Genomic DNA, 20,381 nt, shown 5'->3' with positions numbered 1-20,381 from the left:
CATGAAAGTTTATACCCGTAAGGACGATGATTTAAGTAATCATTAATTTACAGTAAATACTTTCCTATTAATATAATTGCACAGAATAGTTTGAAGAATATTCCAAAACAGCCATCATGGTATTTTAGATAAGAAAAAGACGGTCACTTTTAATGATCGCCTTTTTTACCTCTTGCTCCCGTTCGTAATAGAAGCTGTTGTACAAAAGCCACCCGTTAGTGCAACAACAGCAAGATATATTTAATTTTAATTCATTTCCTCTGCAAAAGAGTAGATACTTGTTCCCTTTTTAAGGTGTAATGCTTTTTTTCGGTAAACCGTAAATCTGTTAACAGCGGCAACTTTAATAATTCACTTATATCCCCATCATCAATACTAGTATCACCGATGAAAATAATTCTTTTTAAACGATTACAATGTTTTAATAAACGAAGACTATCAATTTCCTTACAATTTTCTAGTCTAATTTGTTCTAACTTATCTAACTTTTCGCAGCCATTCAAATTATGGATTTTTCTACATGTATTAATGTCCAATACTCTCAATTCAGTAAGGTATTCAATTCCACTAAGATCAATAAGGTTTACACACCTAAACATTTTTAACTCTTGAAGTTTTTTTAAGGATTCAATCCCTTTTAAAGACTGTAACTTTCGAGAAGTAATATCTAAGATTTCTAAATCTTTTAGATTTGACATTGCATTGAGGTTTTCAAAAGGATATTTATCAATTATCAAATGATTTAGCGTACTAACATCAAATAAATTCTGATATTTTTTATTCCAAGTAATAAAACATTTTTTTAACTTAGGTAATTTATTAAAGTCAAACTCTGCTTTGATGTAACCATCAAGACCTAAAACCTCTAATTCTTCTAAAGAATAGATTGGACTTAAATCCTTTATACTTGAAAAATAGATTTCAATCCCTTTCAAGAATGGGATTGAGGAAAGAAAGTTAATATCTTTTCCCTCCCTACCGACTGAACCGCTTAATCTTAAATTAACAATTCCATTTTCCCGCATTACTTCAATTAATTTAGGGTCCCACTCTCCAGTACAAACAAGTACCTTCCCTATATTCCAACTACCATCTGTAATAAAATAATTATCGTTATTAGGTGTATTGTTCATGAAGTTCCCCCTATATTAAAAGCAACTTTCTTATATTTTTTCCTAGTGGTTGTTTAACTAAACTTCCCTATAAAACAAAGTGAATAGGTGTTAATCCATATTGGATCAACACCTTATCATTTTTCACAATCGCCCCTGTTAGTTTAATCACTCTTTATAGTATCAAAGTCTTTTATTGCATTTGTTTCATTTTTTGAATTTGTACTCAATGTATGCCCTATTAGTATGGAAACGAATAATTTCTCATTAGACAACTTTATAAAATTAGGTTCATTGCTCTTTTGTAAAAATATAGTATATTCATTACCGTTCAACGCGGAAAGCTCCCAACCAAAACCACTACTCTCCATTTGAAAATAATTAGATATTCTCTCAGCGTAATACCCTTTTTCATCTTCCTTTAACTCCCCAACAAAATAAGTATTATTAGTCCAATGTGTTAATAAAAGCTGGTCCTTATTTGTTGTTGTAATCAAATCAATGTTCCCTTTTATTTTTTCTTTTTTAATAAAGTGTTCTAACGCTTTTTCTTTCGTAGAAAAATGTTCAATTTCAGTCTTAGATGAACTTTCAAAACAACCACTTAGTAGTAAAAGGGAAATCACAAACAAACTTAACTTTAATATTCTAATGGATACCAACCCCTTTTTATAATCATATATTTTTACCATAAATAACCAGTTTAGTTATTCTTAATAACTGCTTCTACACTTAAATAAAAAAGGTACTACCTCGTGGATTAGTCCCTGTCTTATTAAAGATAAGCTCCCTTTAATTCAATAAGACATCCACCTTATCGAATACCATCATACTCCCAACTAAAGTGATTACTTAACTTTCTTACTGATTCATCCCAAGAATCTGCACTACAACTTTTTACTATTTCAAATAGTGATTTATAAAGAGCCTCCCAGTTGTCACCATATTTAAATAGATAGTGCTTTTCATTTTTATTAATTTGGTAATTTTTATTTGCCATTGGTGTCATTACTAAGATTGAAAATAAATCACCACTATCAGAACCTTTAATACCTATTGTAAGAGTCAGGTAGAAATGAAACTCTGCATCACCCTCGTACTTTAAATTGTGAAGCTCTTCAATTTCTAAAAAACCTGATGCATCATAGGTTTTTATTTCCAAGCTCATATTTATCATCCTTTAACACACTATTTATCTTTTAGTAAACTCTACTTTAATTGAAACACAGCACTTCTTCCTCTTGAAGAAATGCTCTCGTTAGCGAAATAAAGTAACTTTTTTATGATGAAAGCCTGTATTGTATTAGTTGGCTCTCTGTTCCTAAGTATTCTTCCCTTCCAATCCTACTAATTTCCTTAAACCCTATTTTCTCAAGCATCTTTCTAGAACGAATATTTGTTTCATGTGTCTCTGCATTAAAAACTGTAATACCTAGATGTTTAGAAGCATAATCCATCATAGATATACTAGCATTAAAACCAATTCCTTTTCCCCATAGCGAACTATCACCAATTGCAATGCCTAATTCAGCTTCATCACCTTTAATACAAGCTAGGTCTGCATATCCTATTAACCTATTTTCTAATTCAATTGCCAATCGAATAAAATCTCCAGATAAATTATTTACACAATGTTGCCACCATTTATATAATTCTTGCTCGTTTCTCTTTAATTCCCAATCATTTGCTAAACAGAATTTATCATCCTTACTCCATTCTAAAACATATGAAAAATCATCTATGGATAAAGGTCTAAGTTTTATATTCTCGGCATTATTATCTTTTAAATTCATATCTTCCTCCATGACTTTATTTATTAAAGGTAACTGCTCCTATACTTCAACAAAAAGAGGTACCAATCCTCCTTAGATCAGTACCCGTCTTATGAAAGATTTGCCCCCGTTAATGCAATAACACATAGTAATTTAAATGCTGAGAATAATACCACCGAGGTGGTAATAATGGTAATTCTTAAAACTTTAATTTCTTTAAACCTTATAATTAATTTAACTAATCTAGCCGTTAACAACAAGGTTATAGTTCCTTCACCTAAAGTCATAACAAGTGCTTTTACCAATATTCCTGTAAAGGATAATTGGGTTACTGTGCCAGAGGGAACAAAAGAAATAACAATCTTTGTGGAAGCCCAGAATACAGAAACTGTTCTTTTTTGGCTTATCCCTACTGGTACTGAGACATGGTGGGAAAGAAAACTTATCGGTTATGACATTAATGAAGACAAGAGTAAAAAGTTTGATGAGACTCAAAAGTATTCTTTAACATGGAAAATAGATGAACCTTTCCTTCACCACCATTTAGTTGTGGAAGTGGTAGGTATGAATAGAGTTACGAGTGGTGGAAATATTAACATTAATACGGAAAGTATCGAGTAATTATTCAAACAAGGCGTTTCTACCACTTGCAGAAACGCACCCGTTAGCACAACAAACTTAAATGAAATAATTGGTTCCTTTTATTGACATCACCTCAATATCAGAACAAAAAAAATGAAGAGTATCTCCTTCATAGTCAATCACTTCATACCTTTTATTTTCCCAACCTTTGTCCTCAATGTCCTCAATTTTTATTGATATTTGATGATATGGACCACCACTTTCAAAACGAATACTTTCTGGATTATGAAAGTGGAATTTTGCAAGAAACTTATTACCGTCTATATCTTCAATAACAAAATCAATATCGAGTAAGGATTTGTTTTCTTCAAATTCTTTGTAAAAAGAAACAGAGAAGCCAGTTATAAGAATAATGTTTATTAGAGAAAAATCTTGAACTTCGTTTGTAATTAGTTCGACGTTTTTTATCATTTTCATCACCTTACTTAATTTCTTTGTTCAGCTTTCGCCCCCGTTAATTGAATAAGCCTTAGTCAATTTTTATATTTTTCTTTAGAGTCAATAACATTTCTAAAGCATCTGAAAGTATCTCCGTTTGACGTTCTATCTCATCGAGTTCTTTTTTTACCTTTAAAATAGAATTTAATAAAACTTCATCGCTGATGGTTGAATTCACGTTCTCTTCAATTAGTTGATACGAGTTCATTTGGACCTCATAGTTTCCTGTAAGAAGATGATAAACCAATGTTTCAAGGTATTCTGAACAATCAAAAGGCTTTAATGCAAATAACAAAGAACCTCTATAGCCGATAGTTTTAGGGTCATTTATCATTTCTATTAGTGGTTTTACGGCAGCCTCATCACCAATGTCACTGAGTGCAATAGCAATTGCATTTCGTATTCTGTGATTTTCAGTGCATTTTAAATACTTGATAAGAAGAGGAAGAGCATCATTGTTTTTAATTTCATCGACCCTTTCCAACAAGCTTTCTGCTTCCTCAACATTTATACTTTCTAAAGCATTTTTTAATATTTCTAAATTCATTTTTTCATTCCCTTCATCTTTCGTTAAACTGCTACTATACGAAAGAAGCGACTGCTGCTTGTTCAACAATCGCTCCCGTTACTTTAATAAGAAGGTGTATAAATCCTATCAGTATCGGTATTAGCCTGCTCCTTTAGTGAAAAAGCGTATCTGCTTATTGTAGATACGCTACCCTTTAGTTTAGTAATCTTAAATTAACGACTTTGAATTATTTCAAATATTTTCCTGGTAGTTACTACTGAAGCAGGGACGAGAATTACAATTGAAAAGCCAATTTGAAACATAAATAATATCAGCCCAACGTTAGGCGGAAATAACATGTCGATGTATTTGTAGAAATGATCAAATATAAGTACATAAAGGACAAAAAATATAGAGATGAAAAAGTAATATACAATTTTCTTTTCCAAATAAACACCTCCTGTTTAGGTTAATCAATAGAACTTCGTCATTGAACTATATATGATAACTATAATTAACTATACGAATAAACACTGAGAAAGTTTCTTAACTGATTGGGATTTATTGAATTAGCCTGCTCGTTAACTTCAATAAAACAACAGGATTGCCACAATCGACAACTCCTTGTTCCACTCTCGCACCAGTTAACTCAAAACTTATAAAGCTAATATACCTGCGTCCTAAAATTAGGAGTATATTTGAAAGAGTGAAACTTTTTGAACTTTAATTCGTAATTTTAATGTAAAGTTATAAATAATTGAATACATATATGTTACCAAAAATTCTTCAAAGTTTGCTCATTATGATATCTATTTAATGAAGTCATTAGTTATGGAGGGAAAGATGAAAAAACATATAACATCGAGTTTAATTGTATTATTACTAGCAATTACAGTTACTTCTGTAATGAGAGAATCTGATGTAAAAAGTGTTGCCACAGAACTGCAAGAGGATAACGAAAACATGCTAGAATCGGTTACTACGTTGGAGAAGGAACTAGAAGTGCAAGCCACTATTACAGAAAAACTACTTAGTGAAAACGAAAAGTTAATAGCCACTGTATCTAAATTAGAAGAAGAGAATGGTTTATTAAAGACTTCAATAGATTACCAGGATTTTAATGAGGCAGTTACTACCGTAGAATCCTACAAGTCTGCTAAGACGTTCGAAGAGATATATGAGTTTTTCTTAGGTACTAGAGGTTTGAATTTCAGTCAGTTTTGCCCTGAGGGTAAATGTTCATTTGATATTTCGTTTAACGGAAGAACTATAGAATGGGTACCTAATACCATACAAGAACTAAAGGATTTTAAGGTTGAAGGCGAAAAAATATACCTCACTTATCATACGAATGAAGACATAAAACATTATAATTATCAGTTCGTATTGGCTAAGGGAGAAGGTATGTTTAAAAACCAAGAGGAAGCTTGGAGAATAGAAAGCATTGAACGCATTAGAAAATAATGAACGAGATTTATTGTTGGTGTCATCGAATGGTTAATTACAACATAGTATAAATATCAACAAGGCATTGCTAATAATTGCAAATGCCTTTTAGTATGTATTTCGTCATGTATTAGTGATTAAAGCGAATGCACTTATTGAACATTCGCACCCGTTCGTTTAATAACCTCTGAACAATCATTGATATTTCGTACTGAAAAGTTGGTATTAAAAGCTTCATAAAAAAATATAGGCAACTGTTCTTATTGAACAATTGCATCTGTAAGGAGTATACCTTCTATTCTTCTAATCTTGTACCACAATTATCACAATATTTAGCGTCTAGTTGATTATTGTCTCCACAGCTTAAGCAAGTTTTTTTTAGTTTGCCACCACATTCATCACAAAAATTAGCATTCTCGTCATTAGAAGTGTTACATGATTGACAAATAATTTCTGAATTTACTTGTTTTTCACTTTTTACCCCACTTGCAATTTCTTGTACACCTAGTTTTGTTTCTTTAGCTAAATAATTGAATGTATCTTTTGCAACCGGAGCGTATTCTCTTGACTGATATTTAGCAACTTTTCCACCATAGCCTAAACCAGACAACACCAATCCAACAAATATAAATGACATTCCAACAAAAAAGAGCCAGAAATATTTAGGTTCTCCAAACATATCAACTGTAAAGAAATCATATCCAGCTATTCCAAAACAAATTACTCCTATTAAAAGAAATAATGGTCCTGTTACCCGAAAAAATGTCCTAGCATGAGTATGCTCTTTAGTTACAAAATGTTTATTATTTTCCCTCAATTTACTCACCCTTTTTAACTATCTTATTTTATAAAGCTGCAATTTATTTTCTATTATATACGGATGATTTAGTAGATAGGTTTCAAGTGAGTGATAAAATGGTTTCACTTTGCTGCACCAACCCTGCTCTTTACTTCAATAAGAAAAAGCCAATCTCTTTCTTGAAGATTAGCCCCCTTTAGCTGAAGATACAATTTATCAATTACTGGTCTTTTCCTTTTAATAGCTTGTCTAGTTTTTCTTCAATTCTTGCTAACCTGCTATTTCTCTTTCTTGTGAAAATGAATACTACAAGAATTATAGGGATTACTAACAAAACCATAAAAGCAAACAATTGAAAGAGAATATCTCCCCCATTTATGTAGGCTTGTGCTGTTAATAAAGTCATCAATATCTCTCCTTTAAGACATAAAGCTAGTTCAATTAATAAAGATTTTTCCTTCTCGAAGAAATGCACCATTTAAATGAATGAATACTATCATCTAAATTTCATTCAAGAATTCAAGTAATTGTTCAACTTCCTTAGTATTTTCCTCTTTTTCTAAAGCATTTTTAAACAGGTTATAACCTAAAGTATCGTTCTCCTGGAGCCAACTAAATGCTTTTTTAGGACCTAAAAACCATAGTCCTTTGAGTTCAAAGTAGATTTCCAAGCTATCTTTAAGCATCCAATAAAACCTATAATTACCTTCAATATCATTTTTACTAGACCTTAAATACATCTTTTTAAGCCAACTCTTTAAAAAGTCCTTTTCTTCCTCAGACAGTTTCTTAGGACCTTTATCAAATACATGATCGATTTCTAACAAGAAACTTTCAGCAGTCCCTTTATCATTCAACAATACTTTACCTCTATGTACTCGCAAAAATTGTTCTGAATTATTCATTTGGTCACTGTTATAAACCCAAACATCTAATTGTTTACCTTTAAACAACTCGACATCATTTTTATCCTCTATATCATCTGAAAAACAAATAATATCTAAATCACTTTCTTCTGTATAATCACCTGAATTGTAAGAACCATATAAAATTATTGTATGACAATTGTATTTATGTTTTAAGTAAGTTTTTACCTGTTCAAATAAAACATCTAAATTCACACCCAATCCCCCTATATTTCTTCTCCTAGAATAAAACTGTCCTTCTCCAAATAAATTGCTCTTTTAACACAATATGAGCTGCCGCAACGACAACTCCTATTCCACTCTCGCCCCCGTTAGCCACCCATGAAGCGCAAAATTCAGCGCTTCACCACAGAGAATGAAAATGGTTTTAAACCGTCAATACTGAATCTACGGCTGGGAGAGGAAGGTCGATAAACTATGGTGCGTTAGAGCCCATCCGTTAGTCTGACTCCACCGACCACGGTGCACCACTGACTGTCGCTCCCTCACGGGAAGCACACATGGTAGATTAATCCTATTCTGGTTGATGCACCAGCCTCTAATAATAATCATCGCCGTAGAAAGGATGTTTTCAATGGATGTAGTCATTGAAAGAGCATGTGGTATGGATGTCCATAAGGACAATATCACCGCATGTATAATCACGCCTGAAGGAAAGGAGATTCAAACATTTTCTACTAAGACTGTGTTTTTGATCCAACTAGTTGACTGGATTAAACAACACAATTGTACGCATGTTGCGATGGAGAGCACAAGTGTCTACTGGAAGCCTATCGTGAATTTACTTGAAGCTGAAGATATTGAGTTTCTAGTTGTAAATGCCCAACATATGAAGGCTGTTCCAGGACGTAAAACAGATGTCAAAGATGCTGAATGGATTGCCAAACTTCTTCGCCACGGACTAATAAAAGCAAGTTATATACCTGACCGAAATCAACGTGAATTACGTGAACTTGTTCGTTATCGTCGAAGCATTATCGAAGAACGTGCTAGACAGCACAACCGAATTCAAAAAGTGTTAGAAGGTGCGAATATAAAACTAGGTTCTGTTGTTTCAGATGTAATGGGAGTTTCAGCTAGAAATATGCTTAACGCAATTGCAGAAGGTGAAGAAGATCCTGAAATACTAGCAAACTTCGCTCAACGTACATTAAAAAAGAAGAAAGAAGAGTTAGAGCTAGCTCTTAAAGGATATATTAGTTCGCATCAGCGCCTTATGTTGAAGACTATTTTAAAGCACATTGATTTTCTAACTGAACAAATCGAGATGCTAGATTCTGAGGTAGTGGAAAGAGTGAGCTCTTATCAAGAAGATATTGATCGATTGGATTCTATTCCGGGTATAGCTAGACGAATGGCTGAACAAATTCTATCTGAAATTGGTACTGATGTTAAAAATCAATTTCCAAGTGCATCTCACATGTGTTCCTGGGCAGGTTTGGTACCTGGGCATAATGAAAGTGCAGGAAAGAGGAAATCAGCCAAAACTAAAAAAGGCAACAAATACTTGAGATCAGCATTAACTGAAGCAGCTCATTCAGTAAAAGGTTCTAAGAACTATCTCGGAGCACTCTACCGGCGAACAGCCTCGCGAAAAGGCAAGAAACGAGCCGGAATTGTAGTCGCTCATGCGATGATGAGAATAGCGTATTACCTTTTAACTCGTGAAGAAATGTATGTAGACTTAGGCGAAGACTACTTTGACAAACAGAGACAGCAATCGATTGTAAAACATTCACTTCGAAGACTCGAAAGCTTAGGATACACAGTAACCTTAGAAGAACCTGAAGCATCTTAAACTAGTCAACTATCTATAGTGAACATCAGATCGGCGCTCTCCTATTTTTAAAAATTGAATGAGCTGCGTCTAGTTCAGTATTGCCTTTTTTACTAAATTCCAGAAGTTTATTTTCATGGTAGCTTAATAAGGAGCATACCTTTTTGATTCCCTATTTCGCCAATCTATTTTTATTTCTTTTACTTATGTGAAACACATCGTTAATTGGTGTAACTACTTTTTTATCCCAAAATACTGCACTACCATTTGGAATTGCGTATATATCCCTTTTGTCTGATATAGATAATAATTCTTCGTCTATCGTTTCTTTATAATGAACCTCTACACTAAAGTCTACTAACCCTAAACCTTTAATTACTTTTGTTTGAGGATAATCTTCATCTTTCGTAATTACACAATCCCCACAAAAAACTAACGCGCCGGCACTAACACCAACCATTAATCCCGAAAAAACTTTTATGGCTTGAACTAATTCTTTTTCTACCAAACTCTCCATTAGCTTTTCTGGTCGCCCACCAGTAAAATAAAGCACATTATGTTCGTTAATTTGGTTTTTCATTTCTTGATTTGTGAGTTGATTGTCAAGAAGTTTAATTTGCTCTACCCCAATATCCTCAAATGACTTTTTGGCAGAGTTAAGCCATCTATCAATTTTTGATTCCTCCGTTGCAAAAGGAATTACTAAGATTTTATCCCCTACTTCAACGTAATTAGATAAATAATTCATTACATCATCAATTTCTCCGACTAAAGGGTTTCCTCCCCCAATAAAACATAGTCTCATAAGCGTTCCCCTCAATATGTGTTTTCTCTATATTACACTTTTTTAACCTTAAGTAATTCTATTTTTTGTTCAACTAACCTGCTTCGTTACTTGAATAGGGAAAAAGGTGATCATCCACTATTGAAGAATCGCCATCGTTTGTTGAATAAGCAATTTAACTTTCATCTTCCCATATTCCGTATCTGCTTATAGCATTTATAGCCAAATCCCAATTTTCTTTTTTACAGTTTTTCAATAATTGATCAATTTTGGCTTCAATCCTTGGTAGGCTATAATCGCTTGTGATTAAGTACCCTCTCCCAACTTCTATTTCAAGGGTATCCTTCGAGTTTTTTAAAAGTCTCTTTGGACTAATAACATGAAACGTAAACACTTCTGAACCTTCTTTATCCTCTTCTCCAATAAATGCTTCTAAACAGACATAAAAATCATCGGGTTCTTCTCCCCACTCATCATACCGAATATGCGAGGACTGTAGGATAGGATTAATCATTTTTCCACCTGCTTGCTTTTGTTATTTAGTCCTATATTATCACGAGCTTCTTAAACTAACCTTCCCGTTAATTCAAGTGAAAATCTTCACAAAGTCCGAAGTATGTATGATGTTCAGTAAATAAAAAACTGTAGAGTATTTATCTCTACAGTTCATAACTTAACAGACCAACTTTAACTTTTTGAAGCATATTCTTGCCACAAGTTTATTGAAGCATAACGTTGCCAAAACGGCAAGATTATGGTTCCAGTCACAAAAGACAAAATAAAAACCACCAAATATGTATTTGGTGGAGACGGTGGGACGTGCTATTCCAGATTTTCATCGTGGCACTGACTATATCTTGAACCTATTGTAGTTTGTTAGGTCCTTCGGCGTATTATGCAAAATATATATTTACCTTACTAAGGTAGAATTTTTTGCATCCTAGTACTACCAGGTGAGTGGTAGTCTATAAGTCGATACACGGCTGTTGGATTGCTCCACATACCGCTCGGCATTGCCATATCGCAATTATGTGTGCGACTTAGGTTTCACCGATAAAGCCGAATTTTCACTTATGTGTTACCACATAAGGCGACTAATAACTAATCGAACCCACGTCCAAAAGCATCGGCACTTAAGCATCTACGAGTGTAGTCGATATATTAGCATTTCGCTAACCCTTCAGCCTATCGACAGGCTTCCGAGCAGCTAGTCTGGTTGTTCTCTTCCTTTGTCCTCAGACGGTGAACTCCGGCGTAGCCCACTTAGAGTGAGTCCCTGATCCTACCACATGGGCGATGGAGGGAGGAACCGCTATAGACTGTTATTAAGCAGCTAAAGCGAAGTTGTTGTTTTCTTTGCCAGTTATAGGCGTTGACGTTTTAACGAGGCCGATCCCCTCGACTCGCAACCCAAGCTCGAACTACCCCTGTCGAATCCGTAGCGTCCCCATATATAAAAGGGTGTATCGGATAAGAGGATCAATGTCCTCAGTGAATAACTCTTACTCGTCGCTATTCAATTACCTTACAACGTTATTATAACATACTCTCTTATGATTTCAATTGTAAATAACTGTAAGCTATTCCTTCATACGGTCTCGGAATGCTCTCTCGATATCTCGCTTAGCCTCTTTTTGCTTAAGATCCTCACGTTTATCGTATTGCTTTTTACCTTTACCAAGGCCAAGCAAAAGCTTTGCATACCCATTTTTCAGGTAGATTTTTAAAGGAACTAATGTATAACCAGTTTCTTTTGTATATCCAATTAGTTTACTGATTTCACGTTTATGAAGCAACAATTTACGTGTACGAAGTGGATCGTGATTGTAACGGTTACCTTGCTCATAAGGGCTGATATGCATGTTGTGTAGGAACACTTCACCATTTTGCACCTTTGCATAGGAATCCTTCATGTTCGCACGACCTGCTCTTAGCGACTTAATTTCAGTCCCTTGTAGAACAATCCCTGTTTCATATGTTTCCTCAATAAAAAAATCATGATTCGCTTTTTTGTTTTGAGCAATGACCTTTCCTGTCCCTTTTGGCATCGCACTTCCCCCTTACAAACGGTACCTATCATTTTAACAAAAATAACCTCTTATTTCAAATGACGGGTTCCAAACCTACCGTTGTAACTAAATTTTTAAAATAAAATGTATCTCTAATGCACCCCAAAGCGTGCCTTTTCCATATTAATTAGCTAAAGTAAGTACAGTCTAATTGAAAACATACTTTAATTTAGAAGAATAAATAAGCATGAATAAATACATATTATAAAAAACCAAACTAGGTGGTTTATTATGTCTTTGGTGATCTATATAGTAATAATGTGGTTTGTATTAGGTTTAGTAATAGTTGATAAAAAGGTGATTGGAAATAGAGAAATCATGTTTGTCTTTATGCTGGTGTCTACAGTGAATACTCATAGTTATTTACTTGTTTCAGAGACATTTAATCTTGTCAGTATCTCACACGAACTAGTTAGATACAGTAGTTATATACTACATAGAAGTTTTCTAAATCCACTACTTGTTTCCTACTGTTTAAATAAGATTTTTAAAAGGGATGTAGGAAAAGGGCAGATAATCGCTTTATTACTATCACTGGGTATATTAATGGTTCTTGAAGCTCTAAACTTAAAACTTGAAATTATTAGCTATAAAACCTGGAACTTTTTCTTTACAATATGCTATCTGTTTGGTCTTTTACTATTATCTTATGGTTGTCTGAGATTGTTTAAAAAGATAGGGTGGACGTGATGATAGCCAATGCAATACCTTTTGTAGAAAATAGTTTTGGTAGAAACGATTTCTTTATTATTGCTGCAGTAGTTGTATTTTATGGTGTTATTTTAATACTGCCTAAATTGTTTTCAAATCGTTTTGTGAGCTTCTTATTAATCTTTATCGGAATTTTATTTGCAAGTCTATTTGATAGCACAATTGGGGCAGCCCCTTTTGACTTTTATGATATTATGGATGGACCAAAGTATACCGTGATGGATTTATTTGCTTATTTAGTATATGGTCCATTTGGATACTTGTTTATCTATTATTATGTTAAATGGGATATTAATGGGATAAAAACAATCTTCTATATCGCACTTTGGACGTTAGCTGGAATACTGTTTGAGTGGATTAATGTTAAGTTTGATGTGTTTACCTATAAATCAGGATATCAACTTACCTATTCCATACCAATTTATCTATTAGTTCAAACAGTTTTGGTTTATTTTTATGAATATATAAGGGAGTAAAAAATACCTTTCTAGATATCGTTTGACAGGCGACTCCCTATACATGTTTTACTGTTTGCATTAGGCAACTGTTACCCGCTTACTTTGTCCATTTATTAATGGAGTTCATCTCTTGATTCGACATTTTCTCAAGGAGTGAATCTGGATCATCCGAGATTACAAGTGAATCTATATACTCTTTCTTTAGAAAACCTTCATTAATCATGTGCTTAAACGTGTCAAGAAGACCATCATAAAAACCATTTACATTATAAATTCCAATTGGTTTTTGATGGTATCCAATTTGATACCATGTCATCACTTCAGCCAATTCCTCTAGTGTTCCAATGCCGCCTGGTAACGCTATAAACCCATCAGAAAGATCATACATCTTCGCTTTCCTCTCATGCATATCTTTAACTACAAATAGCTCCGTAAGCTCAATATGTTCAACATTTTGATAAATAACTTCTGGGATAACCCCAGTTACACGTCCTCCATGAGCAAGAACCGATCGAGAAATTTCCCCCATTAAACCAACATTTCCACCGCCATAGACTAACTCTACGTTTCTTTTTGCTAAAATTGTCCCTAATTCATTAACCTTTTCTTGATAGATAGAGGAATTTCCAAAACTCGATCCACAAAATATACAAATTTTCTTTAAGGGTTTCACCACAATTCTCCGTCCTTTTTAGTAGTTGTTGTTAGGTAGAGTATATCCTGATTAACATGAACAATAAACTACTTTTAATTTAAGTAAGCAAAATTATTGATTTTATTTCCGGTTTTAATATAATGAAAAATATAAATAAGTTCTATAAATATAGAACAATTAACCAAAAAGGTTTTTAGGAGGAAGAAATAGATGTTAATAACCATGAAAGAGGATATAAATATGGTGTTCGAGCAAGACCCCTCTGCTAAAAGTGTTTTAGAAGTGATACTAACCTATTCTGGTATACATGCTATTTGGTCTCACCGTATTGCTCATAAATTTTATAGAAAGAGGTTTTACTTTATAGCACGATTAATTTCTCAAATTTCTCGTTTCTTTACCGGTATTGAAATTCATCCAGGAGCTAAAATCGGCAAGCGTTTCTTTATCGATCATGGAATGGGTGTTGTTATTGGGGAAACCTGTGAAATAGGAAATGATGTTACCATTTATCAAGGTGTTACACTCGGAGGCACAGGGAAGGAAAAAGGAAAGAGACATCCAACTATTATGGACAATGTTCTAATTGCTTCTGGCGCCAAAGTTCTTGGTTCAATCACAGTAGGTGAAAACTCAAAAATTGGAGCTGGTTCAGTCGTACTACATGAAGTACCTTCTAACTCAACCGTTGTCGGCATACCTGGACGTGTCGTTATCCAAAATGGTATCAAAGTCCAAAAAGATTTAAACCATTGCAATCTACCGGATCCAATTGGCGATCAACTGACAGGAATTGAGCTTGAACTTGAGAAAATACTTTTACAACATCAGCAGTCTAGTCAGAAGATAAAAAGAGTGATGTAACTAAACAGAAACCCCTTAGGTATTTTCCTAAGGGGTTAATCTTTACTTGCGTTTACGCTTTCTACTCTTTTGCTTTGGTACATTATCATAAAACTTTTTCTTCTTCTTTGGTGGTTTATTTGGATCACCTTGTTTTTCAGAAGTCTTGGTGTCTGTCTTTTTACGGCGACTTGGTCCTCTATCCGCTCTAATAACCTTCGGAGCTTCTTTTGAAAGTGGACGGCGTGACCCTTTCATGCCCACTACTTCAAAATCAATGGAACGCTCATCTTTATTAACATTTACAACACGAACGGTAATTTCGTCTCCGATTCTAAATACATTTCCAGTTCGTTCACCAATCATCGCTAAATGACGCTCATCATAACGATAGTAGTCATCCGTTAAATAACTAACATGTACTAGCCCTTCAATCGTATTCGGAAGCTCAACGAACATTCCGAAGTTTGTTACAGAGCTAATAATCCCATCATATTCTTCACCAATTTTATCAAGCATGTATTCTGCTTTCTTCATGCTATCTGTTTCACGCTCTGCCTCAACTGCACGACGCTCCATATTAGAAGAGTGCTCAGCGATACCTGCTAATTTATCTTTCCATTTCGCCTGTGTACCACTATCAATTTCGCCATTGATTAAGTACGTTCTAATCAAACGGTGGACAATTAAGTCTGGGTAACGTCGAATTGGTGATGTGAAATGTGTATAGTAATCTGTTGATAATCCAAAGTGACCTAAGCTCTCAGGATCATATTTTGCCTGCTTCATCGAACGAAGCATAATGGTTGATACAACCATTTCTTCTGGTTGCCCTTGAACAGATTCAATAATTTCCTGTAAAGCACGCGGATGAATCGAGTTCCCAGTTCCTTTAACAACATAACCAAAGTTCGTAATAAACTCTAAGAACCTTCTTAGTTTCTCTTCATTAGGATCTTCATGGATACGGTAAATGAACGGAACATTCATCCAATGGAAATGCTCAGCTACTGTTTCATTAGCAGCTAACATGAATTCTTCAATCAGCTTTTCTGCCACTGAACGCTCACGAAGTACAACTTCTGTTGGCTTTCCTTCGTCATCTACTAGTACTTTAGCTTCTTTAAAATCAAAATCAATTGCACCACGCTTCATCCTTTTTTCACGAAGGATTTGAGCGAGTACTTCCATTTCCTCAAACATCGGAACGAGTGAATCATAACGACCTCTGACTTCTTCATCCTTATCAACAAGAATTTTGTTCACATCTGAATAAGTCATACGTTCTGTCGTTTTAATCACACTTTGGAAGATTTCATGTTTTACAACGGCACCTTCACTATTAATTTCCATATCACAAGATAGTGTTAATCGATCAACTTGCGGATTTAATGAACAAATCCCATTCGATAGACGGTGAGGAATCATCGGAATTACTCGGTCAACTAAGTAAATGCTCGTTCCACGGTCACTCGCTTCTTTGTCAATCGGAGAGCCCTCAGTAACATAATGAGTAACGTCAGCAATATGAACACCTAATTTATAGTTACCGTTTTCCAGTTTTGTAACAGTAACAGCATCATCTAAGTCCTTCGCATCTGCTCCGTCAATGGTAACAATGACTTGGTCACGGAGGTCTTTTCGGTTTTTAATTTCAGCCTCATTAATTGTATCAGGTACACTTATTGCTTGATCTAATGCCTCTTTCGGGAATTCCTGAGGTAAACCGTGCTTATGTATAACAGAAATGATATCTACACCCGGGTCATTTTTATGACCAAGAATTTGGATTACTTCACCCTCAGCACTCATTCGGCCTTCAGGGTAAGTTGTTAGCTTTACAACTACCTTATGCCCCTCTGCTGCACCATTTGTAGCTTCCTTTGGAATAAAAATATCATTGGCAATCTTCTTGTCATCTGGAATTACAAACCCAAAGTTTCTACTCTCAGTATACGTTCCTACAATTTCTGTTACACCACGTTCAATGATTCTAACAATGGTTCCCTCTTTACGTGCGCCCGAAGCCTCAGTGTTAATTCGAACGAGTACTATATCACCATGCATGGCATTGTTCATATCAGGTGGTGGTACAAACACATCATCCATTGTTTTATCTTCAGGTATAACAAAAGCAAACCCTTTAGCATGTCCAGTTAACTTCCCACGGACAAGATTCATTTTTTCAGGTAGTCCATAACGATTGCTTCTCGTTCTAACGACGTACCCCTTTTCTTCCATTACAACTAGTGCTTTAACAAACTCTTTAAACTCTGACGAATCTTGAATACCAAATGCCTCTTCTAATTCTTGAACAGTTAATGGCTTGTATGCCTCTTCTTTCATAAAAGAAAGTAGCTTATCTATATGCTGCCTAATTTCTTGATCCATTCTATCCCTCCTTACCAGTCTAGTGATTCTAAAAATTGAAATACATCTTCATGTAATTGTTCACGCTCTTTATCAAGAGTAATAACATGACCTGATTCCTCATACCAATTGATCAATTTCTGATCTGACTCAACTTCGTTATAAATTATATTAGCACTATCCGTATTAATCATATGATCATGTCTTGACTGTACAACAAACGTTGGTGAATAAATATGGTCTACATGATTACGAACATCAGAGATTAGCTCTTGTAGGGCTTTCAATGTATTCATTGGTGTTTTTTGAAATTCAATCATTTCAGTTTCAATTTCTTCAGGTGATTTACCTTCATATTTTTTGTATTCTCTCGCATAATCTAGAATTCCGTTATACATAACCTCTTCACTTTTGATATACATAGGTGCACACATTGGTACAATTCCCTTTATAGGTACAGTGTAACCCAATTTTAAGGAAAATACCCCACCTAGAGACAATCCAACTGCCGCGATATTTTCATACCCTTTTTCTTTTAAAAATTCATAGCCACCCATAACATCCTGCCACCAATCTTCAGGACCTGTATGGACAAGTTCTTCTGGTGGTACGCCATGTCCTTTGTATTGAGGCGCATGACATGTATATCCTTTTCCTTCTAGAAAACGACCTAACATTCGAACATCAGCCGAGTTTCCGGTAAACCCGTGCAAAAGCAAGACCGCCTTATCTCCTCCTTCAAAAAAGAAAGGCTTCGGTACTACTCTTTTCATAAAACGATTACTCCTTCGTGATAGTATAGTTTCATTATTATCATATGCTTTTATTCGATGCAATTAAGAGGAATCTGATCTTTGAAAAAGCCGGCATTTGGACTTTCTTATGATTCCTCTATAAATAGTGAGTAAAAATCGTAAATTCAAACAAACGTTTAATTAAATTTCGCCTTTTTTTAAACAAACGTTTGATTGAATTCCTTCTATTTTTAAACAAACGTTTGAAAAATACCCTCTAATTACATAAAAAAGGGCCAGACCTACAATGTGGTCAGACCCTTTTAAAGTAATATCCGGTAATTATAAACCTACATATGAAACTGCAATTGTTAGTACAAAGAATAGTACTGATAGAACAATCGTAGCTTTTTGTAAAACTGCATCAAGACCACGAGCCTTTTGTTTACCAAATAGTTGTTCAGCTCCACCTGAAATCGCTCCAGAAAGACCAGCACTTTTCCCTGATTGAAGTAAAACAGATACAATTAAACCAATACTTACAATAACAAGTAATGTAATAAGTAATGTGTGTAGCATTAAGTCAACACCTCCTGATAAGACATGGGCTTGTGAAAACCCAAGGCGTGGGTAATCACCGTGAATAAGAATAAAATTGTTTCCTAAACACATTTAGCAGTAGTTTAAATGTACCACAAATTAGGTTTGTGGACAATAGCTTTCATTCACAGGTATTTTTCGCATCATGGAATCAGTCCGGTGCTCGGTCTGTAGTGGGTTAAACTACCATCTTTGTTCTCTTACTTTCTGAGCAAATTATGAGGGGGGTGAACAAACATGATTAATGAGAATTATGACGAGTTACTTGAAACTTCAAAGAAATATCAGCGCATCTACTTAGGTGAAAATGAACCGAAAGTAAAAGGACATGAAAAAGAGGCAAAGAGTAAGAGGAGTAAGAATGAAAAAGGAGTTTATTAAAAAAACTGGTATCAAGGACAAGAGCCTTGATACCAGTTTTTTTATTATTTTAAGTTATAAAACGCTTTTGCTCCAGCGTATTGTGCTGTGTTCGCTAGTTGATCTTCGATACGTAGTAATTGGTTGTATTTAGCTACACGGTCTGTACGAGATGGTGCACCTGTTTTGATTTGACCAGCGTTTGTTGCAACAGCGATATCAGCAATTGTGTTGTCTTCTGTTTCACCTGAACGGTGAGAGATAACTGCTGTATAGCCTGCACGCTTCGCCATTTCAATTGCATCAAATGTTTCAGTTAATGTACCAATTTGGTTCACTTTGATTAGAATTGAGTTAGCAATTCCTTTTTCAATACCTTGGCTTAACTTCTCAGTGTTTGTAACGAATAAGTCGTCACCTACTAATTGAACGCGATTACCAATACGCTCAGTTAGTAATTTATGACCTTCCCAGTCATTTTCATCTAAACCATCTTCGATTGAGATGATTGGGTATTTGTTTACAAGATCTTCGTAGAAAGATACCATTTCTTCTGAAGTGAATACTTTGCCTTCACCTTTTAAGTGGTATTTGCCGTCTTCTCTGTTATAGAACTCAGAAGATGCAGCATCCATTGCAAGCTTCACTTGCTCACCTGGTTTGTAGCCTGCTTTTTCAATTGCAGTCATAATTGTTTGAAGAGCTTCTTCATTTGAACCTAAGTTTGGAGCGAATCCACCCTCATCACCAACAGCTGTGTTTAATCCTTTTTCTTTTAAAACAGCTTTTAAAGCGTGGAAAATTTCAGTTCCCATACGTAAAGCTTCTTTAAAAGACTCAGCTCCTACAGGCATTACCATGAATTCTTGGATGTCCACGTTGTTATCAGCATGCTCTCCACCATTGATGATGTTCATCATTGGAGTTGGAAGAGTTTTAGAATTGAATCCGCCTAGGTATTGGTATAATGGAATTTCTAAGAAATCAGCAGCAGCATGTGCAACAGCCATTGATACACCTAGGATTGCATTTGCACCAAGGTTTCCTTTGTTTGGAGTGCCATCAAGCTCGATTAACGCTCTGTCGATTGCCACTTGCTCTGTTACGTCAAAGCCAACAATTTCTGGAGCAATCTTTTCATTTACATTATGTACTGCATTTAGTACACCTTTTCCTAAATAACGGCTTTTATCACCATCACGTAATTCTACTGCTTCGTGTTCACCAGTAGAAGCACCACTTGGAACGATCGCACGACCAAATGCACCTGACTCTGTATAAACTTCTACTTCAACAGTTGGGTTCCCACGTGAATCTAATACTTCGCGAGCATATACATCAACAATAATTGACATGAATAATCTCTCCTTATGTAAA

25 protein-coding genes and 1 other RNA gene are annotated in these 20,381 nt (G+C 34.8%); 7 read left to right on the top strand and 19 right to left on the bottom strand.

Annotated features, from left to right (window positions below; all coding sequences use genetic code 11):
- Positions 1-251 precede the first annotated feature (251 nt).
- From J2Z26_RS16440 to J2Z26_RS16425, 4 genes are all read right to left on the bottom strand, one after another.
- Positions 252-1,133 (bottom strand): hypothetical protein, encoded by an 882-nt coding sequence (locus J2Z26_RS16440; RefSeq protein WP_193534438.1) that lies wholly within the window; start codon positions 1,131-1,133, stop codon positions 252-254.
- A 143-nt stretch (positions 1,134-1,276) separates the two neighbouring features.
- Positions 1,277-1,804 carry a hypothetical protein gene (locus J2Z26_RS16435; RefSeq protein ID WP_193534439.1) on the bottom strand — a complete coding sequence of 176 codons (528 nt, stop codon included), beginning with the start codon at positions 1,802-1,804 and terminating at the stop codon, positions 1,277-1,279.
- Positions 1,805-1,926: 122 nt separating this feature from the next.
- Positions 1,927-2,280 carry an Imm8 family immunity protein gene (locus J2Z26_RS16430; RefSeq protein ID WP_193534440.1) on the bottom strand — a complete coding sequence of 118 codons (354 nt, stop codon included), beginning with the start codon at positions 2,278-2,280 and terminating at the stop codon, positions 1,927-1,929.
- A gap of 112 nt (positions 2,281-2,392) precedes the next feature.
- Positions 2,393-2,905: a GNAT family N-acetyltransferase gene (locus J2Z26_RS16425; RefSeq protein WP_193534441.1), complete on the bottom strand. Its 513-nt coding sequence runs from the start codon at positions 2,903-2,905 to the stop codon at positions 2,393-2,395.
- Between the two features lie 168 nt (positions 2,906-3,073).
- On the opposite strand from J2Z26_RS16425, the gene J2Z26_RS16420 reads away from it, so the two are divergent.
- Positions 3,074-3,505: a hypothetical protein gene (locus tag J2Z26_RS16420; protein ID WP_193534442.1), complete on the top strand. Its 432-nt coding sequence runs from the start codon at positions 3,074-3,076 to the stop codon at positions 3,503-3,505.
- 57 nt (positions 3,506-3,562) lie between these two features.
- Here J2Z26_RS16420 and J2Z26_RS16415 read toward each other — a convergent pair whose 3' ends face one another.
- The 3 genes from J2Z26_RS16415 to J2Z26_RS16405 form a co-directional block, all read right to left on the bottom strand.
- On the bottom strand, positions 3,563-3,937 hold the full coding sequence (locus J2Z26_RS16415) for a hypothetical protein (RefSeq protein ID WP_193534443.1): 375 nt from the start codon (positions 3,935-3,937) through the stop codon (positions 3,563-3,565).
- A 58-nt stretch (positions 3,938-3,995) separates the two neighbouring features.
- A complete protein-coding gene (locus J2Z26_RS16410) occupies positions 3,996-4,577 on the bottom strand; it encodes a HEAT repeat domain-containing protein (protein ID WP_227413589.1) in 582 nt (193 codons plus the stop codon).
- Between the two features lie 128 nt (positions 4,578-4,705).
- Positions 4,706-4,921, bottom strand: a complete 216-nt coding sequence (locus J2Z26_RS16405) for a hypothetical protein (protein ID WP_193534444.1) — start codon at positions 4,919-4,921, stop codon at positions 4,706-4,708.
- A 394-nt stretch (positions 4,922-5,315) separates the two neighbouring features.
- Between J2Z26_RS16405 and J2Z26_RS16400 the strand changes: the two genes are divergently transcribed.
- The gene (locus J2Z26_RS16400) at positions 5,316-5,936 is read left to right on the top strand and encodes a hypothetical protein (protein ID WP_193534445.1); all 621 of its coding nucleotides are present in this window, start codon (positions 5,316-5,318) and stop codon (positions 5,934-5,936) included.
- Between the two features lie 277 nt (positions 5,937-6,213).
- On the opposite strand, the gene J2Z26_RS16395 is transcribed toward J2Z26_RS16400, so the two are convergent.
- From J2Z26_RS16395 to J2Z26_RS16385, 3 genes are all read right to left on the bottom strand, one after another.
- Entirely contained in the window at positions 6,214-6,735 is a 522-nt protein-coding gene (locus J2Z26_RS16395; protein WP_193534446.1) for a double zinc ribbon domain-containing protein, read from the bottom strand.
- 202 nt (positions 6,736-6,937) lie between these two features.
- Positions 6,938-7,123: a hypothetical protein gene (locus J2Z26_RS16390; RefSeq protein WP_227413590.1), complete on the bottom strand. Its 186-nt coding sequence runs from the start codon at positions 7,121-7,123 to the stop codon at positions 6,938-6,940.
- Positions 7,124-7,217: 94 nt separating this feature from the next.
- A complete protein-coding gene (locus J2Z26_RS16385; RefSeq protein ID WP_319638011.1) occupies positions 7,218-7,838 on the bottom strand; it encodes a nucleotidyltransferase domain-containing protein in 621 nt (206 codons plus the stop codon).
- Between the two features lie 379 nt (positions 7,839-8,217).
- On the opposite strand from J2Z26_RS16385, the gene J2Z26_RS16380 reads away from it, so the two are divergent.
- Positions 8,218-9,441: an IS110 family RNA-guided transposase gene (locus J2Z26_RS16380; protein ID WP_193534448.1), complete on the top strand. Its 1,224-nt coding sequence runs from the start codon at positions 8,218-8,220 to the stop codon at positions 9,439-9,441.
- 151 nt (positions 9,442-9,592) lie between these two features.
- On the opposite strand, the gene J2Z26_RS16375 is transcribed toward J2Z26_RS16380, so the two are convergent.
- The 4 genes from J2Z26_RS16375 to smpB form a co-directional block, all read right to left on the bottom strand.
- Positions 9,593-10,225, bottom strand: coding sequence for a Type 1 glutamine amidotransferase-like domain-containing protein (locus J2Z26_RS16375; RefSeq protein WP_193534449.1), 633 nt, complete (start codon positions 10,223-10,225; stop codon positions 9,593-9,595).
- A gap of 154 nt (positions 10,226-10,379) precedes the next feature.
- Positions 10,380-10,718 carry an Imm8 family immunity protein gene (locus J2Z26_RS16370; RefSeq protein ID WP_193534450.1) on the bottom strand — a complete coding sequence of 113 codons (339 nt, stop codon included), beginning with the start codon at positions 10,716-10,718 and terminating at the stop codon, positions 10,380-10,382.
- Positions 10,719-11,306: 588 nt separating this feature from the next.
- Positions 11,307-11,645: a transfer-messenger RNA gene (ssrA, locus tag J2Z26_RS16365) on the bottom strand.
- Positions 11,646-11,784: 139 nt separating this feature from the next.
- Positions 11,785-12,252 (bottom strand): SsrA-binding protein SmpB, encoded by a 468-nt coding sequence (gene smpB / locus J2Z26_RS16360; protein ID WP_193470365.1) that lies wholly within the window; start codon positions 12,250-12,252, stop codon positions 11,785-11,787.
- A 252-nt stretch (positions 12,253-12,504) separates the two neighbouring features.
- On the opposite strand from smpB, the gene J2Z26_RS16355 reads away from it, so the two are divergent.
- Positions 12,505-12,963, top strand: coding sequence for a hypothetical protein (locus J2Z26_RS16355; protein WP_193534451.1), 459 nt, complete (start codon positions 12,505-12,507; stop codon positions 12,961-12,963).
- Entirely contained in the window at positions 12,963-13,460 is a 498-nt protein-coding gene (locus J2Z26_RS16350; RefSeq protein ID WP_193534452.1) for a hypothetical protein, read from the top strand. Before J2Z26_RS16355 ends, J2Z26_RS16350 begins: the two co-directional genes overlap by 1 nt.
- A 79-nt stretch (positions 13,461-13,539) precedes the next feature.
- On the opposite strand, the gene J2Z26_RS16345 is transcribed toward J2Z26_RS16350, so the two are convergent.
- Positions 13,540-14,118: an LOG family protein gene (locus J2Z26_RS16345; protein ID WP_325168893.1), complete on the bottom strand. Its 579-nt coding sequence runs from the start codon at positions 14,116-14,118 to the stop codon at positions 13,540-13,542.
- Positions 14,119-14,307: 189 nt separating this feature from the next.
- Between J2Z26_RS16345 and cysE the strand changes: the two genes are divergently transcribed.
- The gene (cysE, locus tag J2Z26_RS16340; RefSeq protein WP_193534454.1) at positions 14,308-14,961 is read left to right on the top strand and encodes a serine O-acetyltransferase; all 654 of its coding nucleotides are present in this window, start codon (positions 14,308-14,310) and stop codon (positions 14,959-14,961) included.
- A gap of 42 nt (positions 14,962-15,003) precedes the next feature.
- Here cysE and rnr read toward each other — a convergent pair whose 3' ends face one another.
- The 3 genes from rnr to secG form a co-directional block, all read right to left on the bottom strand.
- On the bottom strand, positions 15,004-17,331 hold the full coding sequence (gene rnr / locus J2Z26_RS16335) for a ribonuclease R (RefSeq protein WP_193534455.1): 2,328 nt from the start codon (positions 17,329-17,331) through the stop codon (positions 15,004-15,006).
- 11 nt (positions 17,332-17,342) lie between these two features.
- On the bottom strand, positions 17,343-18,083 hold the full coding sequence (locus J2Z26_RS16330; RefSeq protein ID WP_193534456.1) for an alpha/beta hydrolase: 741 nt from the start codon (positions 18,081-18,083) through the stop codon (positions 17,343-17,345).
- A gap of 303 nt (positions 18,084-18,386) precedes the next feature.
- Entirely contained in the window at positions 18,387-18,623 is a 237-nt protein-coding gene (gene secG, locus J2Z26_RS16325) for a preprotein translocase subunit SecG (protein ID WP_193534457.1), read from the bottom strand.
- A gap of 258 nt (positions 18,624-18,881) precedes the next feature.
- On the opposite strand from secG, the gene J2Z26_RS16320 reads away from it, so the two are divergent.
- Positions 18,882-19,025 carry a hypothetical protein gene (locus J2Z26_RS16320; protein WP_193534458.1) on the top strand — a complete coding sequence of 48 codons (144 nt, stop codon included), beginning with the start codon at positions 18,882-18,884 and terminating at the stop codon, positions 19,023-19,025.
- 44 nt (positions 19,026-19,069) lie between these two features.
- On the opposite strand, the gene eno is transcribed toward J2Z26_RS16320, so the two are convergent.
- A complete protein-coding gene (gene eno, locus J2Z26_RS16315) occupies positions 19,070-20,359 on the bottom strand; it encodes a phosphopyruvate hydratase (protein WP_193534459.1) in 1,290 nt (429 codons plus the stop codon).
- Positions 20,360-20,381 lie beyond the last annotated feature (22 nt).

Origin of the sequence: Cytobacillus luteolus (assembly GCF_017873715.1) — a bacterium.
Lineage (GTDB): Bacteria > Bacillota > Bacilli > Bacillales > Bacillaceae_L > Bacillus_BV > Bacillus_BV luteola.
Note: the sequence above shows the minus strand (reverse complement) of the source record. Positions and strands in the feature narration are given on the sequence as shown.